General features: G+C 47.5%; 9 protein-coding genes and 1 pseudogene. All 10 read left to right on the top strand.

Features of this window, described 5'->3' with window-relative positions:
• The 10 genes and pseudogenes from BST85_RS01255 (at position 1) to ftsZ (ending at position 13,706) form a co-directional block, all read left to right on the top strand.
• A complete protein-coding gene (locus BST85_RS01255; protein ID WP_104811601.1) occupies positions 1-2,001 on the top strand; it encodes a penicillin-binding protein in 2,001 nt (666 codons plus the stop codon).
• Positions 1,998-3,461: a UDP-N-acetylmuramoyl-L-alanyl-D-glutamate--2,6-diaminopimelate ligase gene (locus BST85_RS01260; RefSeq protein ID WP_104811602.1), complete on the top strand. Its 1,464-nt coding sequence runs from the start codon at positions 1,998-2,000 to the stop codon at positions 3,459-3,461. Before BST85_RS01255 ends, BST85_RS01260 begins: the two co-directional genes overlap by 4 nt.
• A gap of 2 nt (positions 3,462-3,463) precedes the next feature.
• Entirely contained in the window at positions 3,464-4,696 is a 1,233-nt protein-coding gene (gene mraY, locus BST85_RS01265) for a phospho-N-acetylmuramoyl-pentapeptide-transferase (protein WP_104811603.1), read from the top strand.
• A 1-nt stretch (position 4,697) separates the two neighbouring features.
• Positions 4,698-6,035: a UDP-N-acetylmuramoyl-L-alanine--D-glutamate ligase gene (gene murD / locus BST85_RS01270; protein ID WP_104811604.1), complete on the top strand. Its 1,338-nt coding sequence runs from the start codon at positions 4,698-4,700 to the stop codon at positions 6,033-6,035.
• 2 nt (positions 6,036-6,037) lie between these two features.
• Positions 6,038-7,228, top strand: coding sequence for an FtsW/RodA/SpoVE family cell cycle protein (locus BST85_RS01275; RefSeq protein WP_104811605.1), 1,191 nt, complete (start codon positions 6,038-6,040; stop codon positions 7,226-7,228).
• Positions 7,215-8,308, top strand: a pseudogene (gene murG / locus BST85_RS01280) (undecaprenyldiphospho-muramoylpentapeptide beta-N-acetylglucosaminyltransferase). The gene BST85_RS01275 and the pseudogene murG overlap by 14 nt, the downstream one beginning before the upstream one ends.
• The gene (locus BST85_RS01285) at positions 8,305-9,657 is read left to right on the top strand and encodes a UDP-N-acetylmuramate--L-alanine ligase (RefSeq protein ID WP_104811606.1); all 1,353 of its coding nucleotides are present in this window, start codon (positions 8,305-8,307) and stop codon (positions 9,655-9,657) included. Before murG ends, BST85_RS01285 begins: the two are co-directional and overlap by 4 nt.
• Positions 9,647-10,363, top strand: a complete 717-nt coding sequence (locus tag BST85_RS01290; protein ID WP_104811607.1) for a cell division protein FtsQ/DivIB — start codon at positions 9,647-9,649, stop codon at positions 10,361-10,363. Before BST85_RS01285 ends, BST85_RS01290 begins: the two co-directional genes overlap by 11 nt.
• A 3-nt stretch (positions 10,364-10,366) precedes the next feature.
• Positions 10,367-11,692: a cell division protein FtsA gene (gene ftsA / locus BST85_RS01295; RefSeq protein ID WP_104811608.1), complete on the top strand. Its 1,326-nt coding sequence runs from the start codon at positions 10,367-10,369 to the stop codon at positions 11,690-11,692.
• Between the two features lie 49 nt (positions 11,693-11,741).
• Positions 11,742-13,706, top strand: a complete 1,965-nt coding sequence (gene ftsZ, locus BST85_RS01300; RefSeq protein ID WP_104811609.1) for a cell division protein FtsZ — start codon at positions 11,742-11,744, stop codon at positions 13,704-13,706.
• Positions 13,707-13,794 lie beyond the last annotated feature (88 nt).

A 13,794-nucleotide genomic window follows, 5' to 3' on the forward strand; every position in this document is an offset into this window, starting at 1 on the left:
ATGGCGACAGAACCCAAGCATATCATGAATCGGTTGTACTTCGTTGCTGGGGGCATGTTCATCTTTGCCTTGGCCATCGTATTCAAGTTGGTCGATATTCAGTTCCTTCAGGGAGACCGCTACCGCGACCTGGCCAGGGAGAACACCATGCGAAACTATGTCATTGAGGCCAATCGTGGCAACATTTATGCAGACGATGGCAGCTTACTGGCTACCTCTGTTCCCAAATACGAGATTCGATTTGATGCCGTAACCGTCTCTCAGGCAGATTTCAATGCCCAGTTGGAGGATCTGTCCAAGGCACTGAGTCAGATGCTTGGAAGATCTGTTGCCTATCATTCGGACAGGCTCCGCAAGGCAAGGGCGGATCAGAACCGCTATCTCTTCATCGCAGAGGACCTGGGTTATTCGGATTATGTGAAGATCAAAGGCTTTCCATTGTTTAAGCTAGGACCGTACAGAGGTGGTTTTATAGTCAACCAACGCACCGTCAGGGAGCATCCTTTGGGTAAGGTTGGAGAGCGTATTGTGGGTAACGAAAGTCGTCAGCAACCCGGACATTATGACGTTGGTCTGGAAGGGGCTTTCAATGAGTATTTGACCGGCAAAGCCGGTAGACGCCTTCAGCAAAAGATCGCCAAGGGGCAATGGAAGCCTGTCTCTGACGAGAATGAAGTAGAGCCTCAAGATGGTCTAGACATCATCACCACCATCAATGTCAACATTCAGGATATTGCTCATCATGCCCTGCTCAAGCAATTGGAGTATTACGAAGCTGAGCACGGATCGGTCGTGGTCATGGATGTAAAGTCCGGAGAGATCAAGGCTGTTTCTAATTTGGGTCGAACCAAGAACGGAACCTACTACGAGCGCCTCAACTATGCCGTTGGCGAGAGCCATGAGCCGGGCTCTACCTTTAAGGTGATCGCTATGATGGCAGCCTTGGAGGACAAGGTTATCGATACCATGACCGTGGTCGACACCAAGGCAGGTTCAAAAAAATTCTACGGACGTTTGATCCACGATTCCCGTCGAGGCGGATACGGAAAAATATCGGCTGCCCGAGCATTGGAGGTGTCTTCCAATATTGGGTTGGCCACTATTATCGACAGCAATTACGCGGATCAGCCTCAAAAATTCATCGACCATTTGCTGGAGTGGAAACTGGATCAGCCAACCGGGATTCCTATTAAGGGAGAAGGCAATCCTTTAATTCCCGGTCCTGGGCATGACCGATGGAGCAAGAACGCTCTGCCATCTATCGCTTATGGCTACAACTTACAAATGACTCCCCTTCAAACCCTGACATTCTATAACGCAATCGCAAATGGCGGTGTCATGGTCAAACCTCGGTTTATTAAAGAGATCCGGGTCATGAACAAAGAAGTTCAGTATTTCGATACAGAGGTGATGCATCCCAAGATCTGTTCTGATGTGACTCTTTCAAAGATACAGGACATACTGAAGAATATTGTAATTAGAGGAACTGGAGAAGGGCTATACTCCGAGCATTTTTCCATGGCCGGTAAGACCGGAACGGCCAGGACAGAATATTGGTTCCCGGATTGGGAAGAGAACAAGCGCTATATCTCCTCCTTTGCCGGTTACTTCCCTGCCGAAGATCCGAAATACTCTTGCATAGTGGTCATCCATAAGCCGAGTATCAAGAAGGGCTATTATGGGGCGGATGTCTCCGGACCAGTCTTCAAGCGGATCGCTCAAAAAATATTTACCGATAGTCCTTTGATGGACGAGGTCCGTCAATTAGATGATGAAACCCAAGTTGTAAAGGACGATTACCTGGATTACTTCGCACAGGCACAAGCGGGACATACCCAGGTGCCTAATGTAGTTGGGATGGCTGGAATGGATGCTATTGCCTTGTTGGAGAATCTTGGGTTTGAAGTCAAAGTCATTGGTGCTGGAACAGTAAGTAAGCAATCTCTTTCCTCCGGAGGTAAACTGAATAAAGGCCAACTAATCGTACTTACGCTTTCATGAAGATTCTACGGGACATACTCTACGGTGTGACCATCGAAAAGGTGATCGGTAGTACTGCGGCCGCCATTCAGAATATTCATTTCGACTCCCGTAAGGTTCAACTGAACGATCTGTTTGTGGCAATAAGAGGTACGCAGGCAGATGGTCATGATTACATCCGTAAGGCTTGTGAACAAGGTGCATTAGTAGTAGTGTGCGAAGAGATTCCGGAGTTGGTCATCAACGGAGTGACCTATGTGGAGGTCAGTAACTCCCAGGACGCACTGTCAATTATGGCCTCCAATTATTACGACAATCCTTCGGCTTCCTTGACCCTGGTGGGTGTAACCGGGACCAATGGCAAGACCACAGTCACCACTTTGTTGTACCAATTATTTGGAGCTGCCGGTTACGCTACAGGTTTGCTATCTACGGTTCGAGTGATGGTTGGGAATCAGGAGTATGCCGCAACCCATACCACCCCGGATTCACTGACCATCAATTACTATCTGAGTCAGATGCTGGAAGCGGGAATTGAATATTGCTTTATGGAGGTTAGCTCCCATGGGATCGACCAGGGGCGTACTGCAGGTCTTAGCTTCGCCGGGGGTGTGTTTACCAATCTGAGTCACGATCATTTAGACTATCACGAGACTTTCAAGGCTTATCGGGATGTGAAGAAAAGCTTCTTCGACGGATTACCCAAATCTGCTTTCGCCCTGACCAATGTGGACGATAAGAATGGAGCCTATATGCTCCAGAATACGCGTGCAAAAAAGAAGACCTACTCCCTCAAGTCAGTCTCAGACTATTCTGCCCGCATATTGGAGAACCAATTCAATGGACTGCTGCTCAAGATCGAGAACAATGAGATCTGGGTCAAGTTGATCGGAGCCTTTAATGCCTACAACCTATTGGCCGTTTACGCAACCGCGGATCTCTTAGGCATGGATTGCTTGGAGAATTTGCAACTGCTGAGCACGCTGGAGAGTGTTGATGGGCGGTTTCAATACAATCTAACCGAGGGTCAGATCACCACCATAGTGGACTATGCGCATACTCCCGATGCCCTGGAGAATGTACTGTCTACCATCAATGCGATCCGTACTGGTAATGAGACCCTGATCACCGTGGTAGGTTGTGGAGGTGACAGAGACAGGGAAAAGCGCCCCAGGATGGGGGCCATAGCAGCGGCATCCAGTAATAAGGTCATATTTACCAGCGATAATCCCAGGTCTGAGGACCCGGAAGCCATTATTAAAGCCATGGTCGAGGGGGTCTCTCCGGAGCACTTTAACAGAATGCTTTCTATTACAGATAGGCGGCAAGCTATTCAAACAGCTTGCCAATTAGCCGATGCGGGGGACATTATCCTGGTAGCGGGAAAAGGCCATGAAACCTATCAAGAGATTGCTGGTAAGCGTCACGATTTTGATGATTTTGAAATAGTCAATGAATACCTAAACGCGCTCAATAAATAAGGATGCTGTACTATCTTTTCGAATATCTGGATAAAGCCTACGACCTGCCCGGTGCAGGACTGTTCCAATACATCACCTTCCGTGCGGCCATGTCTGTCATTCTCTCACTGACCATTGCTACGGTCTACGGTAAGAAGATCATCAGTTATCTGCAACGCAAACAGGTGGGCGAGACCATTCGTGATCTCGGGCTAGAAGGGCAGCAGCAGAAAGCCGGCACTCCAACCATGGGAGGAATAATCATAATCCTTGCTACCATTGTTCCTGTCCTCTTGTTCGCAAAATTGGAGAACATCTATGTAATCCTGCTAATCGTAACTACCTTATGGATGGGAACCATTGGTTTTATAGACGATTATATCAAGAAATTCAAGCAGGATAAGGCAGGCTTACCTGGCAAGTTCAAGGTAGTTGGTCAGGTAGGTCTTGGGGTCATCGTAGGTGCAACTATGTATTTCCATCCGGGAGTAACCGTACAGCGTCAAAAGTCGGATACGGTTCAGGTTGAACAGACAGAGAATCTCACCTCCAAGGATAAGTTCTACCCGGAAGAGAAGACCTTGTTGACCACCATCCCTTTTGTGAAGGACAATGAGATAAACTATGAGAAACTGGTGACCTGGGCAGGAGAAGAATATCGCTCTTATGCCTGGATTTTGTTCATACCTATTGTGATCTTTATCATTACGGCGGTCTCCAATGGTGCCAACCTAACGGACGGAATTGACGGGCTGGCGGCAGGAAGCTCGGCTATAATTGGGGTCACACTGGCCATTTTTGCTTGGGTTTCCGGCAATTTCATCTTTGCCGATTATCTCAACATCATGTATCTGCCCAATACGGGTGAGATCACCATCTTCATTACAGCATTTGTCGGAGCCTTGATCGGTTTCCTGTGGTACAATGCCTACCCGGCCCAAGTTTTTATGGGGGACACCGGTAGCCTGACCATAGGAGGAATCATCGCGGTGATAGCTATTGCCATTCGGAAAGAGTGGTTGATCCCCATACTCTGTGGGATCTTCCTGATGGAGAACCTATCGGTGGTGCTGCAGGTTAGCTGGTTCAAGTTCACCAAGAAGAAATATGGAGAGGGTAGACGAATTTTCAAAATGTCACCCTTGCATCATCATTACCAGATGAAGGGATATCACGAGAGCAAGATCGTGACCCGATTCTGGATTGTAGGTATTGTCCTGGCCATACTGACCATAGTTACACTTAAGATCAGGTAGTGTGAATGTTAAACTGGTCGTTCTTGGAGGGGGAGAAAGTGGAACCGGTGCGGCAGTGCTGGGGAAGAAAGAGAATTTCGAAGTCTTTTTATCAGACTTTGGCCAAATAGAAAAAAAGTACAAACAAGTTCTTTTACATCATGAGATCGAGTGGGAGGAAAACGGGCATAGCGATGCTCGAATTCTCCAGGCGGAATTAGTCGTTAAAAGCCCGGGTATCCCCGATACGGCACCGATTGTACGGCAATTGAACGAAGCCGGCATCCCGGTTATATCGGAGGTGGAATTTGCCTCCCGGTTTACGGATGCTCAATTGGTGGCTATTACTGGTAGTAATGGTAAGACCACTACCGCTACTCTGACCAATTATCTGCTGGATAAAGGTGGGTTGGATGTCAGTTTAGCCGGTAATATCGGTGACAGCTTCGCCCTGGATGTAGCCAACAGGACGGTTAAAAATTACGTGCTGGAGGTGAGTTCATTCCAGTTGGATGGTATAGCAGATTTTAAGCCGCATATAGCGGTGTTGACCAATATCACACCAGATCATCTGGATCGGTATGATTATCAACTGGAAAACTATGTGGCATCCAAATTTAGAATTGCCATGAATCAGTCTGCGGATGACTATTTCATTTATGATGCAGATGATCCTATCATTCGGAAGGGAATGGAAGTCCACCCGGTTCGAGCTCGATTGATCCCGTTCTCCTTGGAGAGAATCTTGGAAGAAGGGGCCTATGTAAAAGACGAAAACATAATAGTGAATATAAACAATACCCAATTTATCATGCCAGTTGCAACACTTAACCTTCAGGGAAAACACAACATCAAGAATGCCATGGCGGCCTCTACCGTGGCCACCTTGGTCCAGATCAGGAAAGAGACCATTCGGGCCTGCCTGGAGAATTTCCAGGCTGTTGAGCATCGGCTGGAGAAGGTCTTGAAGATCAACCAGGTCAACTATATCAACGATTCCAAGGCGACCAATGTCAACGCTACTTTCTATGCCTTGGAAAGTATGACCAGTCCAACTGTATGGATCGTAGGTGGGGTGGACAAAGGCAATGATTACAGTGAACTGCTGCCGCTTGTCAATGAGAAGGTGAAGGCTATTATCTGTCTCGGGTTGGAAAATGATAAGATCATCTCGGCCTTTGGGAATGTGGTCGATCTGATGATAGAAGCTCATTCCATGTCGGATGCCGTTCAGGTAGCCTACAGACTGGCGAAAAAAGGAGATACGGTCTTGCTTTCACCGGCCTGTGCCAGCTTCGATCTGTTTGAGAATTACGAAGACCGAGGAAAACAATTTAAAGAAGCAGTAAGAAACCTGTAAGGATGAAGACTCTGTTCCAGCATATTAGTGGAGACCGAACCATTTGGGCTGTTTTGGCCCTGTTGGCCTTGTTTTCCTTTTTGCCGGTCTACAGCGCCAGTAGTAACCTGGCATATCTATACGGGGACGGGGATACCTTCAGATATCTCATCAAGCATGCGGCCCATTTGCTACTGGGATTTGCCATACTCTATGGGGTGCATCGGATACCTTATCGCTATTTCAAGGGTCTATCCGTTATTGCATTGCCGGTGGTCATCGTGTTGCTGGTCATCACCCTGAGCCAGGGAACAACCATAGACGGGGCTAATGCCAGCCGTTGGATCCGTGTTCCCTTTGTTGGGGTTACTTTTCAAACCTCGACACTTGCGGCTGTTGTATTACTGACCTATGTGGCCCGTTATTTGTCCCGCATAAAGGACAAGACGGTTACCTTCAAAGAAACAATCCTACCCTTATGGGTTCCCGTTTTTATAGTGCTGGCCCTGATCTTACCAGCCAATTTCTCGACCGCTGCAATCATTTTTGCCATGGTGGTTGTGCTGGTTTTCATAGGGGGTTATCCGCTGCGCTACCTGGGTGTAGTCCTAGGCGCAGGTTTGATCTTGCTCACCTTCTTTATCCTGATGGCCAAGGCCTTTCCCGATGTGTTCCCCAATAGGGTGGATACCTGGATATCCCGGATAGAGAATTTTACGGATAAGCAAGATACCGAAGCCGATTATCAGATCGAAAAAGCCAAGATCGCCATCGCCTCAGGAGGGCTCACGGGTTTAGGCCCAGGGAAGAGCGTGCAAAAGAATTTTCTGCCTCAATCGTCCTCCGACTTTATCTACGCCATCATCGTGGAGGAGTTTGGACTGGGAGGAGCCCTAACCCTTATGTTCCTGTATTTATTGTTGCTGTTCAGGTTGGTTATTGTGGCTCATAAGGCGGATTCGGTTTTCGGGAAACTGTTGGTGGTAGGCGTGGGCTTGCCCATGATCTTCCAGGCTATGATCAACATGGCCGTGGCTGTAGAACTGTTTCCAGTTACCGGTCAGACCTTACCACTGATCAGTAGTGGAGGAACCTCCATCTGGATGACCTGTCTGGCTATGGGAATGGTGTTAAGCGTCAGCGCAAAAAGAGCAGTTAAAGCGAATACAGAACAAGAAGAAAATCCACTGGATATATTAAGTGAGGCCTTATAGATTCGTCATATCAGGAGGAGGAACGGGTGGGCACATCTACCCGGCAGTCGCTATTGCCAGAGGTTTGCAAGCCCGATTCCCGGAAGCGGAGTTCCTATTTGTGGGAGCATTGGGTAGAATGGAAATGGAGAAGGTGCCCCAAGCTGGTTATAAGATTGTGGGATTGCCCATTGCAGGAATACAAAGAAGATTGACGCTGAAGAATTTATCTGTACCGTTCAAGCTACTCAGTAGTCTGATGAAATCCCGGAAGATCATCAGGGAATTTAAGCCGGATGTGGCCATTGGCACCGGGGTTATGCGAGTGCCCCATTGCTGAAGGCCGCTACACGAGCTGGCCTACCCAGTTTGATACAGGAACAGAACAGTCATGCGGGAATTACCAACAAATGGTTGAGCAAAGGAGCTTCCAAAATATGTGTGGCCTATCCTGGAATGGAAAGTCAGTTTCCCGCGGAGAAGATCGTCTATACAGGAAACCCGGTCCGCTCGGACTTGATAGGAGTATCCGAGAATAAGCATGCTGGACTGGCTCATTTCAAACTGGATGAACAGAAAACAACACTCTTGGTCTTGGGCGGAAGTTTAGGAGCTGCTCGTGTCAATCAATTGATCATGGACAACCTAGGGCTGTTTGATAAGCTGGGAATACAACTGATCTGGCAATGTGGTAAGGGGTACTATGAAAGTTACCGACAATACGACAGTACATCTGTTCGTGTAGTGGCCTTTATCGATAGGATGGATCTGGCCTATTCGGTGGCAGACCTGATCATTTCAAGATCCGGGGCTCTCTCGGTTTCAGAATTATGCCTGGTGGGCAAACCAGTGATCTTCATTCCATCACCCAATGTGGCGGAAGATCATCAGACCAAGAACGCCAAGTCCATAGCCGAACAGGGAGGTGCCATACTTATACCAGAGTCGGAACTGGAAGCACAATTTGCCCAAAAGCTTGGGTCTTTACTGTCCGATGCTGGAGGGATGAAAGCATTGGGGAAGAAGATCAAGGCCTTATCCAGGCCAAATGCAACTTCTGATATTGTTGATGAAGTCGTAAAACTGTTGCCAACTGAATGAAGGGTCTGAAGCACATAGATGAGTTGTTCTTTATCGGCATAGGCGGAATAGGAATGAGCGCTTTAGCCCGATATTTCAATGCGCGTGGATACGCTGTTAGCGGATATGACAGGACCAGAAGTCCAATAACTGAACAGTTAGAGGAGGAGGGAATTACAATCAATTATCTGGACATAGTAAGCCCTGAAATGCATGGATGGAGGCCAGAGAATGTTAGGGTGATATACACTCCTGCCATACCTACCAGTAATACCATTTTCACCCATTTTGAAAATTCTGGATTTGAGCTGTTAAAGCGGGCAGACCTGCTGCAGCTAGTTACTGCTCAAACTAATTGTCTTGCCGTTGCCGGTACCCACGGCAAGACCACGACCTCTGCAATCTTAGGCCATTTAATGGCGGCGTGTGACATGCCGGTTACTGCTTTCCTGGGTGGTATACTGGAGAACTACCAGTCCAATTTTATCGATCAGGGAGATAGCTGGACGGTCGTTGAGGCGGATGAGTTTGACCGGTCATTCCTAAAACTCAGTCCTTGGGCGGCATGTATTACTACTGTCGATGCAGACCATTTAGACATTTACGGTTCGGCCGACGAACTGACCAATACCTTCCGGCAGTTCTCAGCTCTGATCACAGAGAATGACAGGCTGCTGGTGGGACTTGATTCAGGACTTGACGGAAGTACGGTTGCTGTAGATCAACCCGCCGATTATTACGCAACGAACATACGGATCAGTAAAGGGAGCTATCTCTTCGATCTGATCACTCCCCATACAAAACTGGAAGATTTGGTGTTTCACCTACCCGGACATCATAACCTACACAATGCGGTAAACGCTTTGGGCCTGGCGATTTTAGCAGGTGCCCCGACCGATCGCCTGCCCGAAGCGTTATTTAATTTCAAGGGAGTTCACAGAAGATTCAGTTATCGGATCAGGCGTGAAGACCTTATACTGATCGATGATTATGCTCATCACCCAACGGAGATCAATGCGCTGTTCCAGGCCGTCGATGAAATGTACCCCGGAGAACGAAAACTGATCGTTTTCCAACCTCATCTGTATAGTCGAACACGGGATTTTGCTGCTGGTTTTGCCAATAGCTTAAACCAATTTGATCAGGTCGTTCTATTGGATATCTATCCAGCTAGAGAAGAGCCGATCGAAGGGGTCACTTCAGACTGGTTAATGGGGCTGATGAAGCATCCGGATGCGGCATTGGTCCGCAAGGAGGAATTACCGGAAACCATCTCCAATTCCAATTGCATGATCAAGCTTATGGTTGGTGCTGGAGATATCGGAGAAGAAGTGTCTAAAATAACCCAGGTTTTGAGTTATGCGAGTTAATTGGAAGATATTCGGCATGTTGTTGGTCATCGTGGTGTTGGCTGGCTTGTATGGTTTTAGTAATCAGCGAAATAGCATTCGTAATTTGACTGATATTTCTGTACAATTCACCGACGAAAACCCTCCATTTATCAGCCGAAATGCGGTTAATAAATTGTTAATACAAAATGAAGATAGCCTTTCGGGCATGCACAAAGATGAGTTAGTTTTGAGAGTAATGGAGCAGAGGTTGCAGGCACATCCAATGGTCCAGAACGCTCAGGTTTTTCTTACAGTTGACGGGCAGGTTGGAGCTCGGATCGAGCAGCGAAAGCCATTGGCCAGAGTTGTTGGATCACCATCCTTTTATCTGGACGACCAGGGGGAGAAAATGCCCCTGTCTGAAGTCTATTCGGCAAGGGTACCACTGGTTTCGGGAATACAACCGGATCAGTATCAGGTGATACTTCCTTTTTTACGGGAATTGGACCAAGACGAATTTTTAAAACAGATGGTAGTCGGTGTCCAGATCGATTCCAATGACGAATTAGCCTTGCATCTGAGAAAGCATGATCTGGTGGTCCAGTTTGGGAAACCGACCTCCCTGGCACAAAAGATTCGGAATTTTAAAGCGTTTTATCAGAAAACAAGAAAAGATAACACGCTGGTCAATTACGAAAGTGTCGATTTGAAATTCGGAAATCAGGTAGTGGCCACAAAAAAATAAGCCATGGAACAGGAACAAAAAGCGGTTGGGTTAGACATCGGAACGACAAAGATCGTTGCCATGATTGGGCGGCGTAATGAGTACGGGAAGATGGAAATACTAGGCATTGGAAAGTCCAAAAGTCTGGGAGTCCACAGAGGCGTTGTCAACAATATCACGCAAACCATTCAATCCATACAGCAGGCCGTTCAGGATGCTGAAGCCTCCTCTGGGTATTCGATCTCAGAAGTGGTGGTTGGAATTGCTGGTCAACACATTCGCAGCTTACAGCATTCGGATTATATCACCCGTTCCAATTCTGACGAAGTTATCGACGAGGAGGATATAGATCGACTCTGTAACCAGGTTCACAAGTTGGTGATGTTACCAGGAGAGGAGATCATTCACGTATTACCCCAGGATTTCAAAGTAGATGGCCAGGCTGAGATCAAGGAACCCATTGGTATGTACGGGGGCCGCTTGGAAGCCAATTTCCATGTGGTTGTTGGTCAAGTATCCTCCATCCGAAATATCGGTCGATGTGTTAAGAGTGCTGGCTTGGAATTGTCCGGAATAACCCTGGAGCCGTTGGCATCGGCCAATGCTGTTTTGAGCCAGGAAGAGAAGGAGGCAGGAGTTGCCCTGATCGACATAGGAGGCGGAACAACGGATCTGGCCATTTTCAAGGATGGTATTATCCGGCATACGGCAGTAATTCCATTTGGAGGTAATGTGATCACCGAAGACATCAAGGAAGGCTGTAGCATCATTGAGAAACAAGCGGAACTGCTCAAGATCAAATTTGGTTCGGCATGGCCTGGAGAGAATAAGGACAATGAAATCGTTTCCATACCAGGTCTCAGAGGCCGCGAACCCAAGGAGATCACCTTGAAGAATCTCTCCAAGATCATTCACGCCAGAGTGGTGGAGATCATCGAGCAGGTCTACCTGGAGATAAAGAATTACGGTCACGAAGAACAAAAGAAGAAGCTGATCGCAGGTATCGTATTGACCGGTGGTGGATCACAATTACGTCACCTCAAACAGTTGGTGGAGTACATCACTGGAATGGATACTCGAGTGGGATATCCTAATGAGCATTTAGCGGGGGATTCCGATAGCGAAACAACATCGCCCATGTATGCCACAGCTGTTGGGTTGGTACTCAACAGCCTGGAAACCAGCGAGCGTGTTCCACAGATGAAACCGGCCGGATCACTGGCCGAGCATGCAGAAGAAGAAATAACCGAACCGGAAATTCAGGAAGAAGGTCCGGAACCTCAGAAAAAGACCCGCTTCTTTGACAAGTGGGCCGAGAAGTTCAAGGATTTCCTGGATAACGCAGAATAATTAGAAAAGGTAACAAACTAAATAAGACAATCTCACAAAAAAAATACTTATGCCCAAGAAAGCCGAATTTGAGAATATCGCTTTTGATCTACCCAAGAATCAATCCAATGTGATCAAGGTTATAGGTGTTGGTGGAGGTGGTAGCAATGCCATTAACCACATGTTCAGCCAGGGGATCAAGGGAGTGGATTTCGTGATCTGCAATACCGATGCCCAGGCCTTGGAAAACAGCCCTGTCCCTATCAAGATCCAACTGGGTGTTTCCCTGACCGAAGGATTGGGCGCCGGTGCCAACCCAAAGATCGGAGAACAGTCCGCCATGGAGAGCCTGGAGGAGATCAAAGCCATGCTGTCTACTCATACTAAGATGGTCTTCATCACAGCCGGAATGGGAGGTGGAACCGGTACAGGGGCAGCTCCGATCATTGCCCGCATGGCCAAAGAGCTCGATATACTAACGGTTGGGATCGTAACCAGTCCTTTCTTGTTTGAAGGTAAGTTGCGCAATGAACAAGCCCAACTCGGTGTGGAGAACTTGAGAAATAATGTTGACTCGCTCATCGTGATCAACAACAACAAACTGAGAGAGGTTTACGGTAATTTGGGCTTTAAAGCAGGCTTTTCCAAGGCTGACGAGGTATTGGCAACTGCCGCGCGCGGGATAGCCGAAGTCATCACCCATCACTACACTCAGAACATTGACCTTAGAGATGCGAAGACCGTCCTGGCGGATAGCGGAACGGCCATTATGGGAAGTGCTCATGCCACTGGAGCAAACCGAGCTAAAGAGGCCATTTCCAAAGCCTTGGATTCTCCATTGCTCAACGATAATAAGATCAATGGGGCCAAGAATGTATTATTGTTGATCGTCTCTGGATCTGAAGAGATCACCATCGATGAGATCGGTGAGATTAGTGATCACATCCAGGACGAGGCTGGTCACAGCGCCAATATCATCATGGGGGTTGGAGAAGATTCTTCTCTTGAAGGTGCAATCTCCATCACGGTCATTGCAACTGGATTTGACGCCGAGCAGCAGAATGAGATCGTCAATGCAGAGACCACTCGCATCATCCATACCCTGGAAGACGAGCAGCGGGCAGAACATGACTTGACTGCCACTCCTATGCGTTCTACTGTTGAAGTTCCATTGAATACGACTACTCAGGAATCTCAATCTGAGGAACCTGAAGTGATCCGACACGAGTTGTTTGAAGATGAACCCATGACGGAGGTTAAGGATGGAGGCCCTTTTGAAGGCTATGTGAAGACCACTGAGCTAATCAAGGATATCGAAGTGGAGTCTACCCTGATCGATATTCATTACCTGGCAGAGTTCGAACAGATACAGATCAATGAGATCGATGTGAACCAATTCACTATTGTGGAGGCCGAAGAAGAGGCGGTCAAGGATGATCGTCAGGAGGTAGAGGAGCAGATGTTGATGTTCGATTTACCGATCAATCAACCAACACAAGCTGAGCCGGTAAAAATGCCGGAGAGCCAGCCTGTAGCAGAAGAACCTGAATTACTGGTCCACAATTTGGAGGAGATCGAAGTAAAGGATGCGGTAGAGATCGTGCCCATTACCGAAGTGTCAGACGAGGGGGTTAAGCGATACAGCCTGGACGATTACGAGGAGATCGAGAATCACCTCAATAGTGCCAAACCATCTGAAGAGGAAGTAGAATTCACCACTCGGACTGAAGAAGCTCCTGTAGAGGAAGAGGTGGATGAGGAAAATGCTGACCCATTGAATTCGCCCATCTCCAAATTACTTCGGGATAGAACGGACGAGCGAAGAAGGAAGATGAAGGAATTCAATTATAAATTCCGCAATAGTCCTTCCAAGATAGACGAGATCGAAAAACAACCTGCTTACAAGCGGATGGGAATAGAATTGGACGAAAGTGATCCGAGCGAATCGAATATTTCGAGAACCTCGATCAACACAGACGATGATGATATTGATCTGCGTTCCAACAATTCTTTCTTGCACGACAACGTCGATTAATACGCCCAACTGCTCATTTTTGAGTTTCTATAGCGGGCCTGCACAGGATTTATTTGTGCAGGCCTTTTCTTTGTTAAACAGATTAAAT

Origin of the sequence: Aureitalea marina, from assembly GCF_002943755.1 — a bacterium.
GTDB lineage: Bacteria > Bacteroidota > Bacteroidia > Flavobacteriales > Flavobacteriaceae > Aureitalea > Aureitalea marina.